Source organism: Vibrio floridensis (assembly GCF_021852965.1).
Taxonomy (GTDB): Bacteria; Pseudomonadota; Gammaproteobacteria; order Enterobacterales; family Vibrionaceae; genus Vibrio; species Vibrio floridensis.
The window spans coordinates 507,665-534,087 of record NZ_JAKGCY010000001.1 but is presented as its reverse complement, the minus strand read 5'-3'; the positions used below and the strand labels follow the sequence as shown (position 1 = coordinate 534,087).

29 protein-coding genes are annotated in these 26,423 nt (G+C 46.2%); 13 read left to right on the top strand and 16 right to left on the bottom strand.

What is annotated here, in order from left to right:
• Positions 1 to 2: 2 nt before the first annotated feature.
• Genes LZU85_RS02190 through LZU85_RS02170 form a run of 5 tightly spaced genes read left to right on the top strand, consistent with a single transcriptional unit; the run spans position 3 to position 3,804 of the window.
• The gene (locus tag LZU85_RS02190) at positions 3 to 707 is read left to right on the top strand and encodes a MotA/TolQ/ExbB proton channel family protein (RefSeq protein WP_176297047.1); all 705 of its coding nucleotides are present in this window, start codon (positions 3 to 5) and stop codon (positions 705 to 707) included.
• The gene (locus LZU85_RS02185; RefSeq protein WP_176297046.1) at positions 700 to 1,113 is read left to right on the top strand and encodes an ExbD/TolR family protein; all 414 of its coding nucleotides are present in this window, start codon (positions 700 to 702) and stop codon (positions 1,111 to 1,113) included. Before LZU85_RS02190 ends, LZU85_RS02185 begins: the two co-directional genes overlap by 8 nt.
• A gap of 43 nt (positions 1,114 to 1,156) precedes the next feature.
• Positions 1,157 to 1,981 carry a heme/hemin ABC transporter substrate-binding protein gene (locus tag LZU85_RS02180; RefSeq protein ID WP_237286480.1) on the top strand — a complete coding sequence of 275 codons (825 nt, stop codon included), beginning with the start codon at positions 1,157 to 1,159 and terminating at the stop codon, positions 1,979 to 1,981.
• 9 nt (positions 1,982 to 1,990) lie between these two features.
• Positions 1,991 to 3,022 carry a FecCD family ABC transporter permease gene (locus LZU85_RS02175; RefSeq protein ID WP_419795949.1) on the top strand — a complete coding sequence of 344 codons (1,032 nt, stop codon included), beginning with the start codon at positions 1,991 to 1,993 and terminating at the stop codon, positions 3,020 to 3,022.
• Positions 3,019 to 3,804: a heme ABC transporter ATP-binding protein gene (locus tag LZU85_RS02170; protein WP_176297043.1), complete on the top strand. Its 786-nt coding sequence runs from the start codon at positions 3,019 to 3,021 to the stop codon at positions 3,802 to 3,804. The genes LZU85_RS02175 and LZU85_RS02170 overlap by 4 nt, the downstream gene beginning before the upstream one ends.
• Positions 3,805 to 3,880: 76 nt before the next feature.
• Here the strand turns inward: LZU85_RS02170 and LZU85_RS02165 are convergent, their stop codons facing one another.
• Positions 3,881 to 4,342 carry a TetR/AcrR family transcriptional regulator gene (locus tag LZU85_RS02165; protein ID WP_176297042.1) on the bottom strand — a complete coding sequence of 154 codons (462 nt, stop codon included), beginning with the start codon at positions 4,340 to 4,342 and terminating at the stop codon, positions 3,881 to 3,883.
• Positions 4,343 to 4,868: 526 nt separating this feature from the next.
• Between LZU85_RS02165 and LZU85_RS02160 the strand changes: the two genes are divergently transcribed.
• The gene (locus LZU85_RS02160; protein ID WP_176297041.1) at positions 4,869 to 5,168 is read left to right on the top strand and encodes a YfcZ/YiiS family protein; all 300 of its coding nucleotides are present in this window, start codon (positions 4,869 to 4,871) and stop codon (positions 5,166 to 5,168) included.
• A gap of 33 nt (positions 5,169 to 5,201) precedes the next feature.
• On the opposite strand, the gene LZU85_RS02155 is transcribed toward LZU85_RS02160, so the two are convergent.
• A complete protein-coding gene (locus LZU85_RS02155; protein ID WP_419795948.1) occupies positions 5,202 to 5,531 on the bottom strand; it encodes a DUF1496 domain-containing protein in 330 nt (109 codons plus the stop codon).
• Positions 5,532 to 5,618: 87 nt separating this feature from the next.
• On the opposite strand from LZU85_RS02155, the gene LZU85_RS02150 reads away from it, so the two are divergent.
• Positions 5,619 to 6,218 carry a hypothetical protein gene (locus tag LZU85_RS02150; RefSeq protein ID WP_237286253.1) on the top strand — a complete coding sequence of 200 codons (600 nt, stop codon included), beginning with the start codon at positions 5,619 to 5,621 and terminating at the stop codon, positions 6,216 to 6,218.
• Between the two features lie 86 nt (positions 6,219 to 6,304).
• On the opposite strand, the gene LZU85_RS02145 is transcribed toward LZU85_RS02150, so the two are convergent.
• From LZU85_RS02145 to narQ, 6 genes are all read right to left on the bottom strand, one after another.
• Entirely contained in the window at positions 6,305 to 7,807 is a 1,503-nt protein-coding gene (locus LZU85_RS02145; protein ID WP_237286252.1) for an NAD(P)H-hydrate dehydratase, read from the bottom strand.
• 102 nt (positions 7,808 to 7,909) lie between these two features.
• Positions 7,910 to 8,350, bottom strand: a complete 441-nt coding sequence (locus tag LZU85_RS02140; RefSeq protein WP_011081647.1) for a PAS domain-containing protein — start codon at positions 8,348 to 8,350, stop codon at positions 7,910 to 7,912.
• The gene (locus LZU85_RS02135) at positions 8,350 to 9,354 is read right to left on the bottom strand and encodes a response regulator (RefSeq protein WP_176297038.1); all 1,005 of its coding nucleotides are present in this window, start codon (positions 9,352 to 9,354) and stop codon (positions 8,350 to 8,352) included. Before LZU85_RS02135 ends, LZU85_RS02140 begins: the two co-directional genes overlap by 1 nt.
• 282 nt (positions 9,355 to 9,636) lie before the next feature.
• Complete coding sequence (locus tag LZU85_RS02130; RefSeq protein WP_011081649.1) at positions 9,637 to 9,882, bottom strand: hypothetical protein; 246 nt, start codon at positions 9,880 to 9,882, stop codon at positions 9,637 to 9,639.
• Positions 9,883 to 10,027: 145 nt separating this feature from the next.
• On the bottom strand, positions 10,028 to 10,660 hold the full coding sequence (locus LZU85_RS02125) for a response regulator (RefSeq protein ID WP_017421675.1): 633 nt from the start codon (positions 10,658 to 10,660) through the stop codon (positions 10,028 to 10,030).
• The gene (narQ, locus tag LZU85_RS02120) at positions 10,657 to 12,372 is read right to left on the bottom strand and encodes a nitrate/nitrite two-component system sensor histidine kinase NarQ (protein ID WP_011081651.1); all 1,716 of its coding nucleotides are present in this window, start codon (positions 12,370 to 12,372) and stop codon (positions 10,657 to 10,659) included. The genes LZU85_RS02125 and narQ overlap by 4 nt, the downstream gene beginning before the upstream one ends.
• A 250-nt stretch (positions 12,373 to 12,622) precedes the next feature.
• Between narQ and napF the strand changes: the two genes are divergently transcribed.
• From napF to LZU85_RS02090, 6 genes are all read left to right on the top strand, one after another.
• Positions 12,623 to 13,105 carry a ferredoxin-type protein NapF gene (gene napF, locus LZU85_RS02115; protein WP_237286251.1) on the top strand — a complete coding sequence of 161 codons (483 nt, stop codon included), beginning with the start codon at positions 12,623 to 12,625 and terminating at the stop codon, positions 13,103 to 13,105.
• A 20-nt stretch (positions 13,106 to 13,125) separates the two neighbouring features.
• The gene (locus LZU85_RS02110) at positions 13,126 to 13,431 is read left to right on the top strand and encodes a chaperone NapD (RefSeq protein ID WP_237286250.1); all 306 of its coding nucleotides are present in this window, start codon (positions 13,126 to 13,128) and stop codon (positions 13,429 to 13,431) included.
• Positions 13,428 to 15,917, top strand: coding sequence for a periplasmic nitrate reductase subunit alpha (gene napA, locus LZU85_RS02105; protein WP_237286249.1), 2,490 nt, complete (start codon positions 13,428 to 13,430; stop codon positions 15,915 to 15,917). The genes LZU85_RS02110 and napA overlap by 4 nt, the downstream gene beginning before the upstream one ends.
• 77 nt (positions 15,918 to 15,994) lie before the next feature.
• Complete coding sequence (locus LZU85_RS02100) at positions 15,995 to 16,468, top strand: nitrate reductase cytochrome c-type subunit (protein WP_237286478.1); 474 nt, start codon at positions 15,995 to 15,997, stop codon at positions 16,466 to 16,468.
• 30 nt (positions 16,469 to 16,498) lie between these two features.
• Entirely contained in the window at positions 16,499 to 17,071 is a 573-nt protein-coding gene (locus tag LZU85_RS02095; protein ID WP_176297032.1) for a cytochrome c3 family protein, read from the top strand.
• A 15-nt stretch (positions 17,072 to 17,086) separates the two neighbouring features.
• The gene (locus LZU85_RS02090) at positions 17,087 to 17,221 is read left to right on the top strand and encodes a TIGR02808 family protein (RefSeq protein WP_237286248.1); all 135 of its coding nucleotides are present in this window, start codon (positions 17,087 to 17,089) and stop codon (positions 17,219 to 17,221) included.
• A 125-nt stretch (positions 17,222 to 17,346) separates the two neighbouring features.
• On the opposite strand, the gene phaC is transcribed toward LZU85_RS02090, so the two are convergent.
• From phaC to LZU85_RS02050, 8 genes are all read right to left on the bottom strand, one after another.
• Positions 17,347 to 19,122: a class I poly(R)-hydroxyalkanoic acid synthase gene (gene phaC / locus LZU85_RS02085; protein ID WP_237286247.1), complete on the bottom strand. Its 1,776-nt coding sequence runs from the start codon at positions 19,120 to 19,122 to the stop codon at positions 17,347 to 17,349.
• A 61-nt stretch (positions 19,123 to 19,183) separates the two neighbouring features.
• Entirely contained in the window at positions 19,184 to 19,531 is a 348-nt protein-coding gene (locus LZU85_RS02080) for a phasin family protein (RefSeq protein WP_011081668.1), read from the bottom strand.
• A gap of 40 nt (positions 19,532 to 19,571) precedes the next feature.
• A complete protein-coding gene (locus LZU85_RS02075) occupies positions 19,572 to 20,780 on the bottom strand; it encodes an acetyl-CoA C-acetyltransferase (RefSeq protein ID WP_101957599.1) in 1,209 nt (402 codons plus the stop codon).
• A 12-nt stretch (positions 20,781 to 20,792) separates the two neighbouring features.
• The gene (locus LZU85_RS02070; protein WP_015728153.1) at positions 20,793 to 21,533 is read right to left on the bottom strand and encodes an SDR family oxidoreductase; all 741 of its coding nucleotides are present in this window, start codon (positions 21,531 to 21,533) and stop codon (positions 20,793 to 20,795) included.
• A gap of 557 nt (positions 21,534 to 22,090) precedes the next feature.
• Positions 22,091 to 22,993: a protein translocase subunit SecF gene (secF, locus tag LZU85_RS02065; RefSeq protein ID WP_011152465.1), complete on the bottom strand. Its 903-nt coding sequence runs from the start codon at positions 22,991 to 22,993 to the stop codon at positions 22,091 to 22,093.
• Between the two features lie 2 nt (positions 22,994 to 22,995).
• Complete coding sequence (gene secD, locus LZU85_RS02060) at positions 22,996 to 24,840, bottom strand: protein translocase subunit SecD (RefSeq protein WP_237286246.1); 1,845 nt, start codon at positions 24,838 to 24,840, stop codon at positions 22,996 to 22,998.
• 69 nt (positions 24,841 to 24,909) lie between these two features.
• Positions 24,910 to 25,386, bottom strand: coding sequence for a hypothetical protein (locus LZU85_RS02055; RefSeq protein ID WP_237286245.1), 477 nt, complete (start codon positions 25,384 to 25,386; stop codon positions 24,910 to 24,912).
• Positions 25,387 to 25,521: 135 nt separating this feature from the next.
• Positions 25,522 to 26,181 (bottom strand): SH3 domain-containing protein, encoded by a 660-nt coding sequence (locus LZU85_RS02050; protein ID WP_237286244.1) that lies wholly within the window; start codon positions 26,179 to 26,181, stop codon positions 25,522 to 25,524.
• Positions 26,182 to 26,423: the final 242 nt, after the last annotated feature.

The window sequence follows — 26,423 nt, the reverse complement described above, 5'->3', positions numbered from 1 at the left end:
ACATGCAACAACTAATACAACTTCAAAACCAACTTGGCCTTATGGCTTGGCCCCTTATTTTTTGCTCAGCACTGACGGTCATGATCGTACTAGAACGTTTGATTCAAGTCGCACTTAGTATTGGCGTTGGTAAACGTGCCATTCGCCAACAGTTGAATCAAATTTCGCCAACGAACAGCCGAGAAATTGAACAGCTAGCCGAAACGTTGGCAAACAAAAAACCATTACTTTACCGTGGTGTCGCCATGTTGCTGGCTCACCATGATTTCGCGAAATCACTGCGTGAAGATGCCGCTGGCATGTGGCTACAAGAGAAACGTCACCAACTCCACTCAGGACTTCGCTTGCTCACCCTAATTGGTGTGATCAGCCCACTACTCGGATTGTTGGGTACGGTTTTAGGCCTAATCGAGATGTTTAAAGGCGTTGCTGCTTCAACCGGCAATATCACACCTAATGACTTGGCCGAGGGCTTAGGGTTAGCGATGAGAACCACCGCAGCGGGGCTATTGATTGCACTTCCAGCTATCGCCAGTGCGCAACTTCTAGGGCTATGGGCGGATCGCGTCATGTCTAAACTTGAGCATAGCCTTAACTACGTCAACTTATGGTTGGAAGGCGTTTCACTGCAGCATATCGCACCCGGTAAACACATTGCACAGCAGCAAACGTTGAACACTCAAAAACAGGTTGCGATTCATGATTAAAGCGCCACGTTCAAATGAACATTTTGGTCTAACGCCGGATCTCACACCTTTACTCGACATTATTTTTATCGTCATGGTGTTTCTGATGTTGACGGCAGCGGTCAAGCTTGAGTCCATTGAGGTCGATTTGCCGAGCAGCGATTCACAAGCCGTCGCCGCAGTGGATAAACAATCGATCACCATCAACATATTGCAAGATGAGCCACATTGGGCCATCAACGGTAAACGCTACATCGATTGGCAAAACTTTACCTTAGCGCTGACCGAAGAAACAAAACAGACGGATAAACCCGTGATTATTGGCGCAGAAAAAACCGCAGACATTCAACACCTAGTGACGCTATTGGCCTTCTTACAGGAAAAAGGCATAAAAGCAACGCAGTTACTGACTGAACAACCCCAGTAAAGAGATTTCAGGAATGAAGAAATTAACACCATTTTGCCTAAGCATGATTTTGCTCACAGCCACTATCGCTACACCACTTCAGGCCGCTCAGGAACGAGTTATCAGTGCTGGCAGCGCAGTTACTGAGCTGATTTTGGCACTAAAAGCCGAGCAATTGCTGGTCGCTATCGATGTCACGAGCCAACTCCCTGATGGGCATGTGTTACCCAAAATCGGCTACCACCGTCGTCTTTCTGCAGAAGGTCTACTCGCTTTGTCTCCAACCAAGCTGATTGGCTCAGACGAAATGGGCCCAGCCCCTGTACTGCAACAGCTAAAATCAACCGGTGTACAAATTGAGGTCGTTAACACAGACGCGAATGTTGAAGGGCTTAAAGCTCGCATCGATCAAATAGCCACCATTTTGAACAAAACCGATGAAGCAAAAGAGCTCAAAGCGATGGTGGATCGCCAAATCGTCAGTTTAGAGGGTAACCAACCGGCCCGACAAACCAAGAAGAAAGTCCTGTTCCTGCTCATCCATGAAGGGCGCGCCGCCAACGTGGCTGGCAATGAAACCACTCCAAACGCCATCATCGATTTAGCAGGCGCCATTAATCCCGCCGCCGATAAAATTACTTCCTATAAGCCTCTGTCTGCCGAAGCAATGGTAGAGATGCAACCTGATGTTATTTTGGTGAGTGGCCGTAGCTATGAGAAGTTGGGCGGACCAGAGGCGATCATTAAAATGATGCCGCTACTCGCTGCGACTCCAGCGGGTAAAAACAAACAGATCATCACTATCGATGGTTCTGCTCTGGTGGGTGGGCTTGGTCTAAAAAGCCTAGCGGAAGCCAAACGCCTTAACCAACTACTTTACACCCAATAATCACAAAAGATGCTACGTCATATTTCACTTACTACTTGCGTCGCTGCACTGATGTCGGCGCTTACTCTGACCGCCATTTTCTCCGTGACGGTTGGCCCTATGAACATCAGTGCTACTGATACACTCGCGAGTTTGTTCCAGTTTGGGGAACTCGCACCACATATCGATGTGGTGATCCGAGAAATTCGCTTGCCCCGCACGTTACTGTGCATGTTTATTGGCGCTATCCTCGCGCTGTGTGGCGTAGTTATGCAGGGACTTTTTCGTAACCCTCTTGCAGAACCTGGAATCATTGGCGTTTCAGCAGGTGCTGCGCTCGGTGGCGCCATCGCTATTGTCGCGCTGTCTCAAGTCGCTCTGTTTAGCACGTCCGTGATGAACCTTGCCGTGCTACCTGTCGCCAGTTTTATTGGTGGCGCGTTGGCAACGGCTCTTGTTTACAAAATGGGGTCTAATCAGTTTGGCACTTCCGTCACCATCATGCTTCTTGCGGGTGTCGCCATTAGCGCCATTTCGGGGGCTGCAATTGGTTATTTGAACTTCCTCGCTGACGACCAAACGCTACGCGATCTTTCTCTATGGTCGATGGGCTCTCTTGCGGCCGCTAATTGGAGCTCGATCACTCTCGCAGCGGTGACGTTTGCCATCCTTTATAGTTACTTCTTTGGCAAAGCGATGCCACTCAATGCCTTGCTTCTTGGTGAATCCGAAGCTCGACACTTAGGGATAGAGGTTCAAACGTTAAAACGTGGATTGATCATTTTCTCCGCGGTGGGGGTTGGCATCACAGTGAGCATTTGTGGGGCCATCGGTTTTATAGGCCTTGTTATCCCTCACCTTGGACGCATGCTGGCAGGGCCAGACCATCGTAAGCTGATCCCACTTTCGGCTTTACTTGGCGCTCTGCTGTTAACCCTAGCCGACATGGTCGCGCGCATCGCTGTCGCGCCTGCAGAACTGCCTGTTGGCATCGTCACCGCCGCCATTGGTGCACCTTTCTTTATTTACCTGCTGTTTAAACAGAAAGGGAGAATACTGTGAACAATTCTGTGGTTCTTCGTGGAAAAAACCTGACGCTTCAATACGGACAACGTCGTGTTTTAGACCAAGTTAACATTGAGTTCCGTGCAGGAGAAGTTGTCGCATTACTTGGTCCAAATGGAGCTGGGAAAAGTACGTTACTGAAGCTGCTCAGTGGGGAAATACCATCGTCACACGCCATAGAGTACTTTGGCAAAGCAACCTCTCGCTGGAACCCAGCAAAGTTATCACGACACCTTGGTTTGCTGCCGCAAAGCAGCTCACTCACTTTTCCATTTTTAGCGAAAGAAGTGGTTGAACTAGGGGCAATACCGCTTTCGCTCTCCCATGATGAAGTGCAAGAAGTGGCGAAAAAATATATGCAGTTGACTGATGTCTGGCACCTATCCGAGAGCCTTTATCCAGCGTTATCCGGTGGGGAAAAGCAGCGGTTACATCTCGCAAGGGTGTTGACCCAACTTGACCAAGCAGGTGAGCAAAAGATACTGATGCTTGATGAGCCTACTTCTGCCCTCGATCTTGCTCACCAGCACAATACTTTGAGTATCGCCCGAACACTTGCAAAAGATCATAACGCAGCTGTCATTATTGTACTCCACGATCTCAACCTCGCCGCCCAGTACTCAGATCGGTTAGTTATCCTCAACGACGGTAAGATCGTTACTGACAACGCGCCAGAACAAGCATTAACACCTGACGTTATTGCCTCTGTATACGGCTATAAGGCGCTTATAGGCCGCCATCCGACCTTAGGCTTTCCTTTGGTTCATCCTGCCGCTTAAGCAGAGAGCCGGCAATCAACGCCATCATAAGACATAAAAAAAGCTCCGTTTGGAGCTTTTTTATATTTCTTTGTGCTTATTGGCTAATACGAACAAGCGACTTACCAAAGAGCCATTCCAGCTCTTTTTCGCTGCCTTCGCCAAATTGACTTTCCGCCATTTTGTAAAGGCGATCAATACCGTTTGCCGCGAACTCATGAGCTCGCTCTGCAATCACAATATGATGGAATAGTAGACGCAGGATGGCACGGAACTGCTCATCTTCCAGTGCGATAATCCAGCTGTTTGAAAATTCATCCAAACCTTTGTTGAACTCTAGGTGCTCAACAAACAGTTTGAAAATTCGGCCGTCTAGTGCAGCGGTAAAGTCTGTTTTCTTAGGGAAATGGTGACTTATACCTGTGCGTGAAACACCTGTTTGCTGACTTAGGGTCGTGTATGACATTTTGTCATAACCCAGTCTCAGCAACTGATCAACAACGGCATCCATGATTTTTTGAATAGTGATTTCGGTATCTTCTTTGCTACGCTTTGGCATATTTTAGCTCTTCTCTTTGTAAATCCATCTGACTCAAAGTCTGAGGTCAGAATGAAAATCGTTATCAACCAATAATCAAAAACAATACTCCCAAAATAAATAAACCTACTTTTTTATCACGGGATACTGTAAAACAAGTTTGCAGACGTATGTCTTTGATCGAACCAAACGCACAGAATATGAAACTTAAGTAATAGCAATTAATGCAGACAGTTTAATATTAAGCTCTGCGTTTTTACTCAATTGATAGCGATAGATTATGTAAAAATAATTTATCACGAGATACTCTTATAAAATCCTGCTACGTGCAACTCACTGGGAGAGATTCCTCAGTTGTTAAAATGTGAAATCCAGCAAATAATTGATTCCGATCACATCCTACATTAACAAGAACTAATCTTATCTCTTATCAAACCGCTCACATTACAACATAGCATACCGATATTTTTTTATCCAAGATGTTCCAATTATTTATGTAGAATAAAAGCGTCTTGAGTATAATCCCTTTTTTAAGTGAGAATTCGTTATGAGCATTGAACACGAAGAAACCCAAGTATGCGAAGCCTGTGGCTGCGCGGGTGAGATTGGCTTTATCATCAAAGAAGGCGACGACGTTGCTGATGTCACTATCTACGCCAGCTCGAAAGAATTGCTAGAAGCCGAGTTTGCTAAGTATGTTGAGCTTGCCAAAGCGGTCAACGAAAACGTGGAATACAACACCAGCGAACTAGCCGATAACGCCACTGAACTGAAAGCACGCTTTAAATTTGAAGTCAGCGCAGAAAAACTGATTTTTGAATTGAAGAGTCGCTCTCTATCTCGTTAGTGATGCGATCTCACCATGATTGGATGACGAGCCTTATTGTTTTGGCTCGTCTTTTCTTTGCAGCTTTTGCCAACGTAGCGCCCCATTAGTTTCAAAACTCTTCTCTGCTACACATTCAATAATTACCCCTTCAACGCTTAAAACGGCGCCCAATGAATACGCTTGGTCTTGGTAGTAACAGACGCGTAAACGGGATGCCTCTCCAGCAGCGACCACTGCCACTACTTTGTCTCCCGTTGAACTCGTTTTCGCCACCACTAATGAGCTGTGTGTTGCCATTATTAGCAGCAAGCACCCACTTCCCACTAGACTCTTCCAAGCGGAGGCTCTAAAGCTTTGTACAGCGATCAATTTTTTACTCATCTCTTTCTCTCCAATCAAGCTTTGTAAGCTACAATGCCAACATACCCCGATGTATTTCACTCTGCGACTGGAAGTAGCCATACCGCTATGAAACGATTTCTCGCCACTTTATTGACATCACTCTTTACTGCTCTAGCTGTCGCCACTCCACTCGACTATTACCAAATTCTCAATCACCTTGATAATTATGGCAATCTTGATTTGCGCAATAAACCATACACCTCTCTGCCAGAAAGCTTAACCGTTAAGGGGAACTTAAACATTGGCAGCACCAGCATAAAAGCACTGCCCAAAGAGCTCAAGATTGAGGGCAGCCTCGAAGCAAGCAACAGCGAGCTTGCCACAATCTACGCTGGAACTTCGATCACAGGCTACGCCAATTTACTGGGTTCAAAGATAAAGAACTGGCCTGGCGGCGTAAAGCTCGGTGGCTATTTGAATCTCACGGACACACCACTCGAAAAACTACCAAACGGACTTAGAGTCAAAGGTGATTTGAGCGTTATACGAACCCCCCTCACAGCACTTCCAGAGAACATCATCATCGAAGGAAATCTGTACATCGGCGGTTCTGCTATCACCGAGTTTCCCAACAAAATGACGGTCAAAGGGCATATTTTTCTTGGTGGTAATCGCATCACCAAATGGCCAACCGATTTAAACTTAGGCGGAGCAGTAGCCAGATAGTTATCTCATCACGCTAAACATCCCGCCCACATAAATAGCAAGTGACCAACACCCTTGCCCAATAAACCTATATTGGTATGTGTTATTCAATGTGGGTTTGTGTTGTTTAGCTGGCGTATCTTCAGCAGCAGATCGGAAGCAAGCAAGCCTATCTCCCCATCTTGTTCCGCGCAGATATCCGCCGCACAACTGTGTAAAAGCACGCCGAGCGATGCGGCTCTCAATAATGGCAGCTTCTGTGCTAATAACGCACCGATCACACCGGAAAGCACATCGCCCATTCCCCCAGAAGCCATGCCAGGGTTGCCAGCGTTACACACGAAAGTCTGTGTACCATCGCAAATCAGGGTTCCTGCCCCCTTAAGGACCACGACGCCTCCGTATTGGCTTTGCAATACCGAAATCGCGGCAAATCGATCGGCTTCGACTTCATTAACGCTACAGCCGAGCAACCTTGCGGCTTCTCCCGGATGCGGGGTAATAATGCGCCGATCATTGTGGTTTGGGTAGCGCGCAAGCCAGTTCAAACCATCGGCATCTAACACCATTGGGCCTTGGAAATTGGCAATGTCGTTCCAACGTTTTTTTGCCCATTCATCGGTTCCTAAACCCGGTCCCACCACGAGTAGATCAGCCCAGTCGAGTTTCTTTTCGAGTTCTTTCTTGTCTTCGTTATAGCCCAGCGTCATCACTTCAGGGCAATGGATTTGCAGCGGCAAGGCGGATTCTGGATGCGTCAGTGCGGCCACCAAACCTGCGCCACTGCGCGCGCAAGCGGTTGCCGCTAATGAGATTGCCCCAGACATGCCACGGTTACCCCCGATCAACACAACACGTCCATGGTCACCTTTATGAGCGCAGCGGTCTCTGGTAAGTCGCCATTGAGCAATCTCATCGCGCTCAATCGTCATCTTGAAACTCGGAACCAATTTGGCAAATTCAGCACCGACGCCAAGATCAGCAAAATGTATCGCTCCACAAAACGCTCTCGCTTTTCCCGTGACGAGTCCTTGTTTGGTGCCAATGAAGGTGATGGTGTGATCGGCATGAATGGCGTCAGGAAGCGCTTGGCCGGTATCAGCACAAAGTCCGGACGGAATATCCACGGACACAATCGGTTTACCCGCGAGGTTGACCGCATCCATCACCTTAGCCATCTCATCACGAACAGCGCCAGCTAGTCCTGTACCCAGTAGAGCGTCAACCACCAAATCGCAGTCCGAAAGTGCCACGTTGAGGCTGGCGGTGTCAGATATTTCTCCTCCAGCGTCTTGCCATGCTTGCTGCGCTTGTTTGGCATCTCCGCTTAAACTCTCTGCATCGCCGCTTTGAATGAGCATCACATGTAAACCTTGCTGACGAGCTAATCGCGCAACCACATAGCCATCACCGCCATTGTTTCCTTTGCCACACACCACACATAAGCGTGATACCGCTGGGTAATAGTTAAGAATCACAGCGAATGTGGCGCGCCCTGCTCTTTCCATCAGCTCATAGAGTGTCACGCCCGCATTGGCGGCAGCGCCCACTTCCCCTTCTCTTACTTGCTTTGCGGTATACAGTGCTTTGCGTAAATCCATGGCAGTCACCTTATTTTGCGCGTTACTGAAAGCTCTACGATGACTATAGACGAAAAAGCCAAGGAAAACCTTGGCTTAAAAGAGAGTTTGCACAAATTACGCGACAAAATGCTATTGATGTTGCTGCGCCATGATCGCTTCTGCGGTTGCATCTTGTATGGAGAGAAACAGTGATTTCACTTGTCCTGTGGGTGTGCGCATCGGGTTAAGGGTCACGTTTTGATACATGAACTCCGCTTGCTGTGTCACTGGGCGCACGTTGCGGCAGCGGAACAGATACGGACGCTGACGCCAGGTGATAAAGCTACGACAACCCAAGTTGTACACTGGCTTGGTTTTTAATTTAAACCACTCTTGGGGGATCTCTGGAAAGAGTTCAAAGATCGATTTGCCAATGGCGTCGTGCGCTTGTTTGCCACTGTGGTGCGTCATAAATCCATTCCACACTTGCACATTGTAATCGGTATCCAACACGATCAAACCCATGTCGACGTTTTGTACCATGTCCACCATCCAGTGGAACTGTTCAAATTCTGCAGGAAGATTAAGCATTAGAAGTCCTCCATCAGATAGGCAAGTTTGTTGTCTAACAACGGCAGTGACTCATCAACGAACATAAACAGCAAGTCACAACGAATCGACGTATTTTCAATGGTATAACTCACTTCAAACGTCATGGTTTTGGTAAACGAACCGGTAGTATTTTCAATCACAGAATCAATTGAGATATGCTGACCTAACAAGACAGGAGAGCTTTGGAAAAAACGGACTTCCGCTTGCTGCCCCAAGCCATTCAGGAAGGAGCCAACTAAGATATTGGAAACGTCCATAAGAAGCTCGAGCTCTTCCAATTCTTCGCTGTCTGCCGGTACTTTCATCAGTTTTTTCAGGTCGGCAACACTGGAATCGCTGAGCAAGACGAGTGCCTCTCCCGCAATCCCTTCGCCACTGAAACCTTGGCATACGCCGGAAACGTTGTCACTTTCCGCCAAATCGCGCAGTGCCATGTGCAGCTCGCTAAGCTCAAAGATATTCACGTTCGGTAGCGGCAGGTTGACAAACACATCAAAATGCCTTGCCAACGCATCTGCAGCGCGACCAATGGAAACGTTCGCCACTTCCATGTAGATGTCACGGCGGCGCAAAATTGGCAGTTCGATGGTTCTTGGCGTGACAACTTGCGGCACCGATGCTGGTTCAACTAATTCTCTCAGTGCCGCTTTCAGTTCATCTTGGCCAATCGGCTTTTGAATAAATGACTTAGCTCCCAGCGCGAAAACGCGTTCTTTCGCTTTGGGTTGAATATCGCCGGAGACAACGATAACGGGCGTATTGTCACCACGTTTTCGCATTTCTTCTAATGTTCCAAAGCCATCCAGCTCCGGCATGGTGAGATCAAGGAACATTAATTTAAATTGTTTTTGGCTCAGTTCTTCTAACGCGTTAAGACCATGCACTGCGAAGGTAATATCCGCATTCAAAGAAGCAGGTAGTGAGCGAGCCATTTGCTTTCGAGCAAGCGCTGAGTCATCACAGATGAGTACAGGAAAAGACATTCAACCACCCTTTTAACAGGTATTCCACTGCCACAAGTTTAACAGATAGATACTAAATGACGTACGGAAACTGACGTACTTATTATTGTTGTTCGCTGTAAGTATGAACGTTATTTAACGAGAATACGAAATAACTTCTAGAGTGGGAACGATTTTCTATGGCCTAGCCAACAAAAACATTTTAAATAAGAATTAGTTACATAGAAACGTTTAACTTTTGTTCATTTGCTATCTAAAAGGAGAAAACGCCTAATGAATTAGGCGCTTTTGATTGGGAATGTATTAAAGAGTGTAGACAGGGAAAATGATCATTAAACCGAAACGCATTACCACCGCAAACAGACACAAACCAATGCCAAGGCGATACCATTTAAACTCACTGATCGACATCGGAATGCGTTTGTAGAACATCGTTGCAATTCCTCGCCAATCTTGGCTACGTTTTCCATACTGAATAACGCCTGTTAGCACGAAAAGTATGCCTAGCAACAGTATGGCTTTTTCAAGCATGTATAAACCCGCTTCCATGTGATCCCTCTCATCTACCGCTCTTGTTACTGCTTGGTATCATAGTAGCGGTATGAGGCAAAGAGATCTCTTGGACTTAAGTCTTAGTTAACCTGATTAGCAAGAAGAAGCCCAATAAACGTTAACATCGGCCATGCATGTTGCGTTACTTTAGTTCACCATAGCGTTCAAGAAACAGCACTGTCGCCGCGGTGCGCGAAGGCACTTTGAGTTTTTTCAACAAGCTCTTCATGTGCACTTTGACCGTCGATTCAGAGATAAACAATCGGTCTGCGATCTGCTTGTTGCGAAAGCCACGCGCCACTTCTTGCAAGATCTGACGTTCACGATCGGTCAGCTCATCGAAGACATCTGTATTTTCTTCACGCTGAAGCAGATATTTCGCGACAACGCTGCTGTATGCTTTGTCGCCCAAATGCGCTTTCTCAAGCAACTCCACCAGCTCATCGGGCTCGGTATCTTTCAAAAGGTAACCATCCGCACCTGCTTTTACGATGGCTTCGATGTCAGCGGGGCTATCTGATACGGTTAAGATAACGATACTGGCTTCACAGCCATCAGCTCGCAATGCTTTTAAGGTATCCAAACCAGACATACCTTTCATGTTGAGATCCAACAAGATGAGGTCTAGTTCGTTTTCATGCGCTTTGGCAACGGCCTCTGTGCCATTGCTGGCTTCTGCGACTACTTCAAATTGCTCTTCGAAGCTCAATAATTGGTTAATACCGCGACGCATCAAGGGATGATCGTCCACCAACATTACTCTACACACCGTCAAATTCGTGTTTCCTTAATACGTTGATATTTTAACACTACAGCACAACCATTCTGTGGCGATGCGGTGACCGATAACGATCCGTTCAAACGCGCTGCTCGCTCTTGCATGATGGACATGCCGTAGTGATTCAATTTCTGGTTACACTGATCAAACCCTACCCCATCATCACTCACGGATACCGTGACCCACTCCCCTTCTTCACAACATTCGATCCGAATGTTGGCAGCTTTAGAGTGTTTAATGGCGTTGATGGTGGCTTCACGAATCAATTGCAACAAATGCACTTGTTGGTGAGCGTCCAGTTCTACCGACGAAAGATCATTGGTTAAATGAATCTCCGCTTCCGTTTGATCCCCTAGTTGCACCACCATTTCTTGTAGCGCTTGACCAAAGGTGCCTTCTTTAATCGTGAGTCGGAAAGTTGTCAGCAGTTCGCGTAATTGGGTATATGCCGAGGACAGCCCGGTATCTAATTCCGCAATCACTTGATTGGTGCGCGCTAACTGAGGCTCATCGTTCAACTTCGCGACACTGCGTTTTAGCAATGATACCTGAATCTTGAGGTAAGAAAGAGATTGTGCCAACGAATCATGTAACTCACGCGCAATCGTTGCTCGTTCTTCCATCAAAAGTAGTTGTTCCGCTTGTCTTTGCGCCTGATTGTAGTAGACCGCGCGCGATAGGATTTGTACGAAGTTGTCGATCAACGCTTGATCTGGGCACGGCAAACCGCTGCACCAATGCAAATACCCTAGGTGTTGCCCGTCGAGCGTTAACGCTTTTTGATTACAACGCCCGACGCATTTTGGACCTTCAGTAAGCACCAAGTTACGCTCGCCGATCTCTTCAATCTCTAATTTGGCAGAAACAATGCCTTCGATACTCACAATGTGTCTCAAAATCGCTTGGAAATTCTCTTGGCTGATGCGTGATGCCGTCAGCTCTTGAGAGGAATGGTACAGCACCTGAAGAGACTGATTGGCGTGTTGCAGTTTGTGCGTCTTCTCATTCACCGCTTGTTCCAGCCCTCGGTAGAGTTTACCCAGGTCAGCCGCCATATTGTTGAAGGTTCTGGTGAGGATACCCATTTCATTATCGCTGGTGACATTGAGGGAAACATCAAACGAGCGCGATTGAATTTGCTCACTGGCGGTGACCATCGCCTTGAGTGGCGTAACCACTTCACGACGCACAAAGTGAACAACAAAAATGCTCACCAATAAAATCCCACCCAAGCCTAAACCACCGACCCAAGCGAGCTTGATAAGCTTCTGCTCGGAAAAATGTTGCAGCTTAAAAACAAAAGCGTCAATTTGTGAAACAAAACCAGCGACCAAAACCAAGTAGCGTTCTCTATCTTTACTTTGCAGCACTTCTTTTAATTCGTGCCAACGCATGATCAAACGATAGTAGTCGTGGGTAATGTCATCAGGCACTGTCCAATTTTGCAGTGCTTTCATGGAAGGCGAGTATATCGAACGCTCAAACAAATAGATGTGAGAGGAATAATCCTGCGCATTGATTTGAATATCATGGGCTAAACGGTAGCTTTGCATGCGCATCGAGCCTGCCACGTTGACCGCCTCGGCATCATTCAAGCTAGAAGCTAGGTTGATAATTGCAAAACTGGTCGTTGCAATAGATAACAGCAAGATCAAGCCCATTGCCTTCGCAATCGTGCTTGTTACCGACTTTTTCACCGTTTTTAGCAATTTATAACCTCTTCACTAACAAAACGGCAGCGAAGCCTCTCCGTTTCACGTTTTTCTGTTAACAATATCAATATGTGATCACTCTCGCCGGAATTTATTGATCTAAAACAACATTGCCTCTCAATTACCCCCTAAGGGGTATTTATACAAATATGTCAAAAACTACAATTAATGTGCGCTTAAATGACAGTTTATTAATAAGAAATGTGAACTAACATTAAGTCATGTTTCTTAAACTCAGGATAGTACCGTGGTAGACCTTTCAAGAAGACGATTATTTTCCAGAAAAAAAGTCGACGACGGCTTAATTCGTCTTCCTTGGTTGGCTGATCGTACCCAGTTTACCGAACAATGCACACGATGTGGTAAATGCGTTGAGCAATGTGAAACTCAAATCATTGTTAAAGGCGACGGGGGCTTTCCTACCGTCGATTTCTCTATTGATGAATGTACGTTTTGTTACCGTTGCGCAGAAGTCTGTCCCGAGTCACTTTTTTTAGCGATAGATGCGCAACCTTGGCAAGCGAGGGCAATAATCAATGAGTCCTGTTTGTCGTACCACAACGTGGAATGCCGCAGTTGTGGCGAGATGTGTGAACCCATGGCTATCCAATTCAAATTGGAAATCGGCAAGGTCGCACAACCTCAGATAAACCTTGATGAATGTAGTGGATGTGGCGCTTGTGTATCGGTTTGCCCCTCTTCATCCATCAATGTGAGCATAAACGAATAAAAGAATAATGAGAGAGAATTATGGCACTAAATGAAGTGCATATTTCAAGTTTGGTGGTACACGTTGCCCCTGAGCATCTAAGCACGATAAAGACGCAAATCGAAGCCATCGAGAACGCGGAAATTTATGGTGATAGCCCAGAAGGAAAAATCGTCGTGGTTCTGGAAACCGAAAACCAAGGTTTCGTGACCGACACTATCGAACTTATCAGTAATTTACCGAACGTTCTGAGCACAGTTCTGGTTTACCACCAAATTGAAACCGATCTGGAAGACATGGACGAAGACACTGGAACACAACATTCCCAAATCGAGGGTGAAGTATGAAAATGACAAGACGTGCGTTTGTGAAAGCAAACGCAGCTGCATCAGCGGCGGCGGTAGCTGGCATTACCCTGCCTGCTTCAGCAGCAAACCTGATCGCAAGCTCAGACCAAACCAAAATCACATGGGACAAGGCTCCTTGTCGTTTCTGTGGTACAGGCTGTTCTGTACTTGTAGGTACTCAGAACGGTAAAGTCGTTGCAACACAGGGTGACCCTGAAGCACCTGTAAACAAAGGCTTGAACTGTGTCAAAGGTTACTTCCTATCGAAGATCATGTACGGTCAGGACCGTCTGACTCAACCACTTCTACGTATGAAAGATGGTAAGTACCATAAAGATGGTGACTTCACGCCAGTGTCTTGGGATATTGCTTTTGATACTATGGCTGAGAAGTGGAAAGCTTCTCTCGCTAAAAAGGGCCCAACCAGTATCGGTATGTTTGGTTCTGGCCAGTGGACGGTAATGGAAGGGTACGCTGCGGCGAAAATGATGAAAGCGGGTTTCCGCTCTAACAATATTGACCCGAACGCACGCCACTGTATGGCTTCTGCGGTAGTGGGTTTCATGCGCACATTCGGCATGGATGAGCCTATGGGTTGTTACGATGATTTTGAACATGCAGATTCTTTCGTGCTTTGGGGTTCAAACATGGCAGAAATGCACCCAGTTCTTTGGACTCGCATCACTGACCGCCGACTAAGCCACCCACACGTTAAAGTAAACGTACTTTCTACTTACTACCATCGTTCTTTTGAACTGGCAGACAGCGGTTACATTTTCAAACCTCAAACTGACCTTGTCATTGCAAACTATATCGCCAACTACATCATCCAGAACAATGCGGTAAATTGGGATTTCGTTAACAAGCACACTAACTTCAAGCAAGCAACAACAGATATCGGTTACGGTTTGCGTGATGATGATCCACTACAGAAACAAGCGAAAAACCCGAACTCTGGCGAGATGACATCAATCTCATTTGAAGAGTACAAAAAATCCGTTGCACCATACACGCTTGAAAAAGCATCAGAGATGTCTGGCGTTGCGCAAGACAAACTGATTGAGCTAGCAAAACAGTATGCTGATCCGAACACCAAAGTGATGTCACTTTGGACAATGGGTATGAACCAACATACTCGCGGTGTGTGGATGAACAGCCTTGTTTACAACATCCACCTACTAACAGGTAAAATCGCAACTCCGGGTAATAGTCCATTCTCGTTGACTGGTCAGCCATCAGCTTGCGGTACGGCTCGTGAAGTGGGTACCTTTGCACACCGTCTTCCTGCAGATATGGTCGTGGCAAATCCAAAACATCGTGCTTTTGCCGAGAAAATTTGGCAGCTTCCAGAAGGCACCATTCCACCTAAACCAGGTTTCCACGCGGTTCTTCAAGACCGCATGCTGCACGACGGTGTTTTGAACTGTTACTGGGTTCAGTGTAACAACAACATGCAAGCTGGCCCGAACATCAATGGTGAGCGTCTGCCAGGTTACCGCAACCCAGAAAACTTCATCGTGGTGTCTGACCCATACCCAACGGCGACAGCTCAAGCGGCTGATCTAATCCTTCCTACAGCAATGTGGATCGAAAAAGAAGGCGCTTACGGTAACGCAGAGCGTCGCACTCAAGCTTGGTATCAACAAGTAGAAACGGTTGGCGAAGCGAAATCTGACTTGTGGCAAGTGATGGAGTTTTCTAAACGCTTCAAGATGGAAGAAGTGTGGCCAGAAGAACTGCTTGCGAAAGCGCCTCAGTACCGTGGCAAAACGATGTACGACATGTTATTCGCAAACGGCCAAGTGAACAAATTCCCTCTGGCAGAAGCTCGCCAACTTAACGACGATTCTCATCACTTTGGCTACTACGTGCAAAAAGGGTTGTTTGAAGAGTATGCAACCTTTGGTCGTGGTAAAGCACACGATTTGGCACCATACGACACCTATCACGCGGTTCGAGGCCTTCGTTGGCCTGTCGTTGATGGCAAAGAAACGCTTTGGCGTTACAAAGAAGGCACCGATCCATATGCGAAGAAAGGCTCTGGCTGGGACTTTTATGGCAAGCCAGATGGAAAAGCGTGGATTATCTCAGCCCCTTACGAAGCGCCACCAGAAGCACCAGATGCTGAATATGACATGTGGCTATGTACAGGCCGTGTTCTTGAACACTGGCATACCGGCACCATGACTCGTCGTGTCCCTGAGCTTTACAAAGCGGTTCCAGACGCGGTGTGTTACATCCACCCAGAAGATGCAAAGGCACGTGATCTGCGCCGTGGTGATGAGGTTCTTATCTCAAACAAACGTGGCGAAGTACGTGTTCGTGTTGAAACTCGTGGTCGTAACCGTCCACCTCAAGGCTTGGTATTTGTCCCATTCTTTGATGCACGAATTCTGATCAACAAGCTGATCCTAGACGCAACAGACCCTTTGTCTAAACAAACAGACTTTAAGAAGTGTCCTGTCAAGATCACTAAGATTGCCTAACAGACCGACATGCATAAGCTGCTCTTCATCTAATAGAGCAGCTTGAAAGAATTAAGCCATCAGGCGGAGATTACATGATGAAAAAACGATTAATGGCACTGCTATCTATCAGCGCAATTTCATTGGCAACCTTGGTTGCTGGCGTTGCACAGGCTGAGCTGGATAACCCAGGTGGTATCGGTGGTTTAGAGTCACTACGTGGTGCAACCAACCTAGAAGACACTCGTCCTGCAGATGATTTTAAAAAGTTCCCTCGTGAGCAAGTACTAGAGAGCGATTACATCTATCAGCCACCTCTAGTTCCACACAACATTCGTGGCTACGAGGTGTCACTCAACGCGAACAAATGTTTGGCGTGTCATAGCTGGAAAAACGCGAAAGAAATGGGTGCAACAAAAATAAGCGTAACTCACTTTGTAAACCGTGAAGACGCTGTTTTGGCTGACGTATCACCTCGTCGCTACTTCTGCCTACAGTGTCATGTTCCTCAAGCGAACGCAAAACCGCTTGTAGAAAACGATTTTGAACGCGTTGACTCACTACGCAAGTAATAGCCAACAACAGAATCAAAGAGGCTATCTATGAAATTACTTAAAGCGTTTTGGAAGCGACTAAGCACTCCTAGTAAAGCGGCAGCGGGTATTTTGCTGTTTATGGGATTTGCTGGTGGTCTTCTATTCTGGGGCGCGTTCAACACGGGAATGGAAGCAACAAACTCCGAGGAGTTTTGTTCAGGCTGTCACGCTCCAATTGTTGCGGAAATCCAGGAAACGATTCACTACTCGAACCGCTCAGGTGTACGCGCAATTTGTTCCGATTGTCACGTACCTCATGAATGGACAGACAAAATTATTCGTAAAGTACAGGCGTCAAAAGAGCTTTATGCTCACTTTATCGGTACCATCGATACACCTGAAAAGTTCCAAGAGCGTCGTGCTCACCTTGCTGAGCGTGAATGGGCTCGCTTGAAAAAGAACGACTCATTGGAATGTCGTAACTGTCACGAGTTTGAATACATGGACTTTTCTGAACAAGGTTCGCGTAGTGCCAAACAGCACTCAACGGCCTTAGCTACTGGTGAAAAAACGTGTGTAGACTGCCACAAAGGTATCGCTCATAAACTGCCTGACATGCACGGCGTTGAAGGCTGGTAATAGAGGAGAACAAGCATGAGTACACTGGAATCGGTTATTTGGCATGTTCTTGGCTATAGCGCTATGCCTGTCATTATTCTATCTGGGTTTGTCGGTGTTGCCGCCGTCTCACTCTGGTTATTGTCTTTGAGTAAAGACAAAGACATTTAAGAATTCGTCAACTATTTTGCCTATTTTGTTGATGACAAAACCCCAGATGGTTTCCCATCTGGGGTTTTCTTTTGCGGTGTTACCTTAACCAGGGCTACGCTGCTGATCGCTGTGTACTGGATGTACTAGCTATCAGCAATGGGCAGCACTTGCTTCACATACTGACCTGGCGCAACATCAATCACCGGATTGACTTCAGAGCCTTGTCGATAAGGAAGGACTTTTTCGTCTGGGTTAAACTGCGCTAACCACTGATCCCAATGTGTCCACCAAGAACCTTCTTTATGCTGTGCATTGGAAAGCCATTCATCCGCCGACTCATCAAGATTGTCGTTCACCCAGAAGCCATACTTGTTCTTGGCTGGTGGATTAACAATACCCGCAATATGGCCTGATTCACCTAGTACAAAGGTTTTATTGCCACCCATATTGAGTGCGCCTCGGTAAGTACCTTGCCACAACGCGATATGGTCTTCTTTCGTTGACACAAAATAGCTCGGGATACGTATCTTATCGAGATCAATCCAAACGCCACCAATTTTCACGCCTTTGTCTTGAACAAGTTTGTTGTTCAAATACAGCTCACGCAGCATAAAATTGTGGGTTGCCGCCGCCACATTGGTACTGTCGCTATTCCAATACAACAAATCAAAGTCAACAGGGCTGCTGCCTTTTAAGTAGTTGTCGACGTAATAGTTCCAGTACAGACTGTTTTCGCGTAGCAGACTGAACGTCACACTTAACGAACGACCATCCATGTAACCTTTGGCGTTATTTTGCAGCTCAATGGCACTGATGATGGTGTCATTAATGTAAGCACCTACTTCGCCTGGTTGGGAGAAATCGAGTAGCGTTGTAAAGAAGGTCGCTGACTTTATGCGCTTTTTCATGCGCTTCGCCGCGTAGTAACCAACCGTACACGCCAATACAGTGCCACCAATGCAATAGCCCGCTGCGTTAATCTGCTCTTGACCCGTAATTTCTTCAATCGCAGTCACAGCTTTGACGACGCCTTCGGTCACATAATCCCCGAACTCGACATTGGCTTGCGCTTTACCCGGGTTTTTCCACGACATCATAAACACGCTGTGGCCTTGTTCTAGCAGCCAGCGAACCATGGAGTTTTTGGCCGTGAGATCAAGGATATAGTATTTATTAATGAAAGGAGGAACGATCAAAAGCGGAGTGGCGTTCACTTGCTCTGTCAACGGACGATATTGAATCAATTCAAACAGATCATTTTGGAAAACGATGTCACCCGCCGTTGTCGCAATGTCTTCACCAATGCGAAATGCATTGTTGTTGGTCATGCGAATTTTGAGAATGTCTGCGCTCGACTCAACGTCTTCTCTCAGCAGTTCCATCCCCGCAAGTAAGTTTTCACCATTTTTTTCGATCGTCAATTTCAACAACTCTGGGTTGGTCGCGATGAAATTTGATGGAGAAAGTGCGTTAATGGCTTGACGAGAGAAAAAGCTAATGCGCTCTTTGGTTTTTTCATCCAGACCTTCTATGGCGTCAATGGTATCCATATAGGTCTTACTGAATAAAAGGTAAGACTGTTTGATAAAGCTATACATAGCTTCGGACTGCCACGCTTCGTTTGAGAAACGCTTATCCCCTTTGTCCGCTTCAATGATACTTTGAGTATGGCCAGATAGCGCAACATTCTGCCAAATTTGCAGTTGCTGCTCCCACCACTGCGTTTGCAGTTGCAGAATGGCTTGTGGTTGATTCGCCGCTTTTTCAAAGAATTTCGCGGTATCCTCAAAGTTCACTTCTTGCATTGCCTTGTTTAAAGGAGAATTGACGGCTGCCTTGCCAACTTCAAAATCCTGCCACCACTGTTGATTGGTCTCTTGGAGCTTAACAAGATAGTCCGAAAAGAAGTGCTGTAACATAATGGTACTCCCTGATTCGGAAAAAAACGCCGCCTAACTGGCGGCGTAATAGTGGGACTTGTTACGCTGGGGTAACAGTCTTAAGGTTTTCCGAAGTTAGCTTCTCAACGTCGTCTTTAAACTCTTTAGCAATCGCTTGAAGTTTATTGCTGTCGTCTAGCATCTGCTGAGAAAGCTTAGTCAGTACATTCAGTTGTTGACCGTTAAAAGAAGCCAATGACGTCACATCTTTCACTTCAGATGCCGCTTTCATTTGCGCTAGACCCATTTCGCTGTATGTGCGAATCGCGTTTAGCTGAAGCTCTGTCAGTACTTCAACATTTTTTGTCACAAGCTTGTTGAACTTGAAGTATGGCTGAAGATTTTTTTCTGTTTGATCACTGAAAGTTTTGAAAAAATCCGTATACATGGTGTGTCTCCTAACAATTGTAGATGTTGTTTAATCCGTATTACTTAACTGCTTTCACAATCACTGCCGTTCCCATACCGCCACCAACACATAGTGACGCAACGCCATACTGACCGTTTTGTTTTTGAAGCTCATGAACTAACGTCACGAGAATTCGGTTACCCGACGCACCTAGCGGATGCCCTAATGCGATGGCACCACCATTCGGGTTCGCTTTGTCTTGAATCGATGCCACTGGCACTTGGTGTTTATCGGCAAGCTGATGAATCACGCCTAGGGCTTGTGCGGCAAAGGCTTCATTCAACTCATACACATCAATGTCTGCTGTATTCAGTTGTGCTTTTTCAAGCGCTTTGCTAACCGCCTCAACAGGACCTAAGCCCATGATTTTTGGGTCAAGGCCAGACTGTGCGTAACTCACCACTTCTGCGATAGGTTGCAAACCGTATTCTTTCACTGCTTGCTCGGATGCCAGAATGACGGCACTCGCCCCATCATTAATGCCAGAAGCATTGCCCGCGGTGACCGTGCCTTCTTTATCAAAGGCAGGACGTAACCCTTTTAGCGCTTCAAGCGTTGCGTTGGCTTTTGGATATTCATCGGTATCAAACGTCACTGTTTGGCGACGTACGGTCACTTCAACGGGCACAATTTCGTCTTTAAATTTGCCAGCTTCTATCGCCGCCACTGCTTTCTGTTGACTCGCCAATGCATATTCATCTTGCTGATCACGAGTAATGCCCACTTCTTTCGCGACATTTTCTGCTGTAACGCCCATATGGTATTGATTGAAAACATCAGTCAAACCATCAGCAATCAGCAAATCTTGCAGTGCCATATGGCCCATCTTGTTACCATCACGAACGTTTGCAGGTACTGTAAATGGGATTTGTGACATCACTTCGACACCAGCAGCAACCACCACTTTTGCGTCGCCACTGCGAATATGAGAAACGCCATCCATGACGGTTTTCATGCCACTGCCACACACCATATTGAGGGTGTAAGCCGGAACTTTTGCTGGAATACCGGCTAGGATTGCGGCTTGACGGCCAATGCCCATACCTTGCGCAGCACTCACCACATTACCCACGATCACTTCATCAATCAGTGAAGCATCCACTTTGGCTTGTTCAATTGCACCTTTGATGGCGACAGATGCCAATTCACCAGCCGCTACCGTTTTCAACGAGCCGCCAAAAGCGCCAATCGGGGTGCGTTTGGCCGCAACAATAAATACTTTTTCCATCTCAACATCCTTTTAATGCATGTATAAGCCGCCGTTTACCGACAGCGTTTCACCAGTAATGTATGCGCCTGCATCACTCACCAAGAAAGCAACCGCTTTGGCGATTTCTTCTGGTGTTGCCAGTCTTTGCATAGGAATTTGAGATTTGATGCCTTCGAGCACTTCATCGCGCATTTGCTCGACCATCGGCGTAGCGGTGTAACCTGGAGCAACGACATTGACCGTCACACCACTGCGGGCACCTTCGTAAGCGAGGGCTTTGGAAAAGCCGATCATGCCAGCTTTAGCCGCAGAATAATTAGCTTGGCCAAACTGACCTTTAAGGCCATTTACAGAAGAAATATTGATCACTCGACCGCCCCCTTTTTCGCACATGGCGGCAAAGAGCGGTTGAGTCACATTGAACACACTGTTGAGGTTAGTATTAATGACATCAAACCAAGATTGCGGGGTCATTTTCTTAAACACCCCATCACGAGTAATACCGGCATTATTGACGACGACGTCGATCGTCCCCTCTTCTTCCAGTAATTTACTCAAGCGGTCGGCACACTCTTCTGTATTCGTCACATCCAGTTCAAATAAGCGGACCTGATCTTCGGTAAAGCCTTTTTCATTAAACCAATCTAACGCACATTGATGATTTCCCGTGTAATAAGTAGCAATTAAACGGTAACCATTTTCAACAAGTTGGGAAGAAATTGCAGAACCAATCCCGCCTTTTGATCCAGTGATCAAAGCGACTTTTTTCATCTAAGAACTCCATTCTTAACAGCAAAAAATTTAGCGCACATCCATTGGCAAATAATTACCAACTGACAAATTAAATATTATTCAATGTGTCTTCACTGACACTTATCTATATATTTAAGCTAACTTAGAAATGTGACATTTCAAATAAAATTTGAAAAATTGAGCATAAGGTTGAGCTAGATCCCATAAGGAATGAAATGTTATAAAAAGGTTAATGGCGACAATAAGCATTTTAAAACAACAGCTTACAATAACTCACTTTTGAGACATGCAATTGTAAGCATTTGTTAGGAAAGGGATTTTCTCTTTTTTGCGTGTTACATAACAGATATGAACAGAAACTCAGACATTATACTTAAGTATAAATAAATCAATAAACACAGTGCTATTTAATGATAAACAACAAAATTAAGTTCTCTTTCATACTAATGGAACATATATATATTTCCATTTTTTGCTCGCATAAAATAAAAGCCACAATTATCTGTGGCTTTTATTTTTAGTTTTGTTGGTTTATTCCAAAGTTATTATTAACTTCGAATAAAGATGCTGCTCTTTTATGGTGCAGTGTCCACTTGTACTGGTAAATAGTGCTCCGGTTTTAAATGCAGCCATTCTGGCAACACGGTACCGATCGAGATAGATGACCATGTACCCGATAGCACACCAATAAACATCGCGGTCGAGAAGCCTTCCAATGCATTACCGCCCATAAACCATAGTGCGGCAATCGTAATTAAGGTGGTTCCCGATGTCACCATTGTGCGCGAGAAGGTTCCTAGTACCGCTTGGTCGTTAATGTTTTCCGTGGTTTCATTCTGTTTGGCAATCAGCAATTCTCGTATCCGGTCCGCAATGATAATTGAGTCGTTCAATGAATAACCAAGGATAGCGAGTATGGCGGCAAATACCGTTAGGTTGAACTCCATTTGTGTGATCGCAAAAAAACCCAACACAAGCACCACATCGTGAAGCAGTGCGAGTAGAGAACCACTCGCTAAGCGCCATTCAAAACGGAAGCAAAGATACCCGAGAATACACAAGATGCTGATCAACAACGCCATACCACCTTGATCAACAAGATCTTGGCCAACTTGCGAGCCGACTACGCTGTTGCTGATGGTAGTGACATGATGGGACACACCATCTAACACTTGCTGAATGTTTGGTGCTTGAGTTTCCCCTTCAGGAAGAGAGTAACGAATAATCCATCTCCCCTCTTCACCCGATTTAGTGACCGTTGTTGACTCACCTAATACGGGTTTTAATTGATCCAGAAGTTGGTGATTGGTTAACCCCGCGTCCAACTTCACTTCGGTCACCATCCCTCCAGTAAAGTCCAAACCTAAATTTAAGCCACGCAGGCCCAATGCCACTAAAGAGACCACCATCAACGCCAAGGAAATCACGCTGGTTAGGTAGCGGATAGCGCGGATGTGTTTTTTCATAAATTCAACCATGGTTATACCCTCACATTACGACGACTATCTTTACCCCACACCAAATTGATCATGGCGCGAGAGGCAAACACTCCAGTAAACATACTGGTTAAAAGCCCTAGACCTAACGTTAAGGCAAAACCTTGGATCGGTCCGTTACCGATGGCATACAGCACAACAGCAGTAATCATGGTCGTAATGTTGGCATCGAGAATGGTGGCAAACGCGCTGTCAAAGCCGCTATCAATGGCCTGCGCTAAACTGCGCCCTTCTCGCATCTTATCTTTGATTCGCTCAAAAATAATCACGTTCGTATCCACGGCCATACCAACGGTCAACACCAAACCTGCGATCCCGGGTAAGGTTAATACGGCCCCCGGTAGCAGGGCGATTAGGCCAAGCAAACAAAGCATGTTTGCAACAAGTGCAACGTTTGCAACCCAGCCTAAACGGCGATACCACAGCGCCATAAACGTCAGTGTTAAGCCCATACCGAGAGCAAGTGCCGCAAAGCCATTTTGGATGTTTTCAGCCCCCAATGACGCGCCAATGGTGCGCTCTTCAACAATCGAAACCGGTGCAGTCAACGAACCAGCACGAAGCAATAACGCAAGTTGTTGCGCTTCATCCATGCTGCCTGCGCCAGTAATGCGGAACTGGCTGCCTAATTGTGACTGAATGGTGGCAACGCTAATCACGCGCTCACTACGAGCAATATCACCATTTTCTTGAGTGGTGTATTCACGATAAACGGTAGCCATTGGCTTACCAATGTGAGTGGCGGAAAAATCGCTCATCTTCTTACCACCAGCGTGATCCAAAGAGATGTTGACTTCCGACATGCCCATCTTGTCAACACCCGCTCGTGCATTGACAATATGCTCACCCGTTAACACTGGTCTCTTTTCAAGCACGACAGAACGGCCATCGGCGTCTTGCAGCACCAAATCATCACCACTTCTGGCATCACTTGGTGATTTGACGGAATAGAATGCTAGGCTCGCCGTTGCACCAATCACGTTCTTCGCTTGCGCTGGATCTTGTACACCTGGTAACTCAATACGAATGCTGTGAGCGCCTTGACGTTGAACCAACGCTTCAGTAATACCAAGCTCTTCAATTCGACCACGCATGATCTTCAAGTTTTGCTGGAGGGTTGTGGTTTGAAACTCCGCAGCATAAGCGTCCGAAGGTTTCACTTCCAATGAGTCGGAATGGGTGCGAACTTGCCAGTTAGGATAGTTGCTGCGTAGATAGTTGCTCACTTTTTCCAACGCCACCGCGTTGTCGCTTTGTACGGTCAGTTGGGCAGTGCCTGTATTGCGAACCTGAACACCACGAAGTTTTTCCGTGCGCAACATAGCACGAATTTCATCCGATAAAACATCACGTTGTTCATCGAACGCTTTATCTACATCGACGTTAAGTAAAAATTGCACACCACCGCGTAAGTCTAGGCCCAACTTGATAGGGTTGAATCCCATATCAGAAAGCCATTGCGGTGCCACAGAAACATAAGAAAAGCTGATGCTGGCATCATCACCAAGAGTGTTGTCTAAAATTTTTCTCGCTTGGCTTTGCGCATTTTCATCAGAGAAAACTAAAGTCGTCACGCCTTCTTTTTCCGTCACTTTGTCGACTGAAACCGATTGATGCTCAAGCAAGCCTTTTAGCTGTACAACGTCGTAATGCTCGGTTGTCTGCCCTTTGGCGTTATTTTGATAAGAAATTTGGATAGAAGGCTGTTCACCAAACCATGTTGGAATGGCGCTTAACGTTAAAATAACCAGTGTCGTAATCAACACCACGTATTTCCAAGCGGAATAGTGGTTAAGCAACTTCTGCGCTGCTTTATGTTTTTTTGTCATAGAGTTCCCCTCCGTCGCAAAAGACAGAGTTAATACAGTCAAAATAAAATGTGTTTTTGTTGGACTGAGTTACGAGAACTGACTATTGAGCGCCACATACATGGCATTGGTTTCTTTCCAACCCGCTAAACGATGATTGGCGACGTAGTGATACTGAGTCTGAAGTGCTTTACGAGCAATGGCACAGAAAACATTGACATGAATGTTTGGTAGCGCATCTGAGCTTGCGTGCCCATCGCCAAACATCAAAGGCGTTGTGTCGGATGCGTTTTCTTCTCGCTGGGATACATTCCAGCGACCTGCGTTGAGAATACCTGCTGCGTCTGTTTTGAAGTGGGATTCTGATACTGGCAGTGGTGAAGAGTCTGATTCTTCGCTCTTCGTTGTTTCTTGTGTCGTGTGGTCGATTTGGTGTTTGAGCACCGTAAATTGACCATTTGATGCATGATTACGCTGATTGCTCTCTGCAATAGATGCAATCACTTCCACTGGCATCATCACCAATGTAAGCAGTAAAGCAAATAATCGCAGTAAGCTGTTGTGCATAACTCTTCTCTGAAGATCAAAAAGAGCAGGCAAGTTTGCCTGCTCTCGCATAGTATGCCCGGATGTGATTTAGCTCAACTAAAAAGTTCTAAAAGTTAACCCTATAAAAGCCGACCGACCAATAAGGTACGTTGATTATCGATAAAAAATCTCGCCCGTTTGTACATCGAGATAAATCTTGTTTTCTTGGGCTAACCCCCCGCAGTAGATGAAATAGACATCCCTATTCTGAAACGTCACCGATCGCACCCAACCACCTAGCTCCTCAAAGTCCTCGGGTTTGCAGGTACCGTCGTTTAGCAAGTTCTGAGTGTACTTGCGAAAAATATCTCGATGCTCTTTTAAATCATCGGATTTGACCAAATAGCCATCCAGAATTTCCAATCGTTCCATCTCTTCAATCAGAGGCTTTTCCGCTGAGAGTTTGGCCATTTCAACCCATTCGGCTCTCTCTTCACCACCCTCTTCGTAAACAATATAATCGGTGATCCTCCCCCAACCATCTTGTTTTTCAAGGATCGTCACTTTTTCACCTTTGTATAACGCATCAACAATCAGCGCTTGCGATTCCGCTTTGTTTCTCACCTCGACACGTCGCTCGATCACGTAGTATTCGACGATTTCTGGCTCAGCTTTAGAAAGCTCCATGATGGGCTTTGTCGCCATCTCTGGGGCTTCCTGAGGTAATGCTTTAACGACCTCTTCCTGTTCACTCTGCATGAAGAAGACGTAATACCCCGCGCCACCACCAATCAGCAGCAAAACAATAATCAGTATGATCATGATTTTTTTCATGAATAAGTACCACCATCTTTATCTCTTGTGCCAGCAGGACAAATGAGATGTTCATTTTGCAAGTGAGTTATTGAAACAACGCATTCCTCTCTGCATGCATGATAAGCGATGCTCTGAATCTCAGATCTTCACGCCACGTGCATCTATTCTGCCAGCTCAAGGCATTTTTCTCTAATTACGGACGCCAATAGTTCTCACAAAATCACATATACTGTAAGCATAGCCCTGTAATGACTAACGCT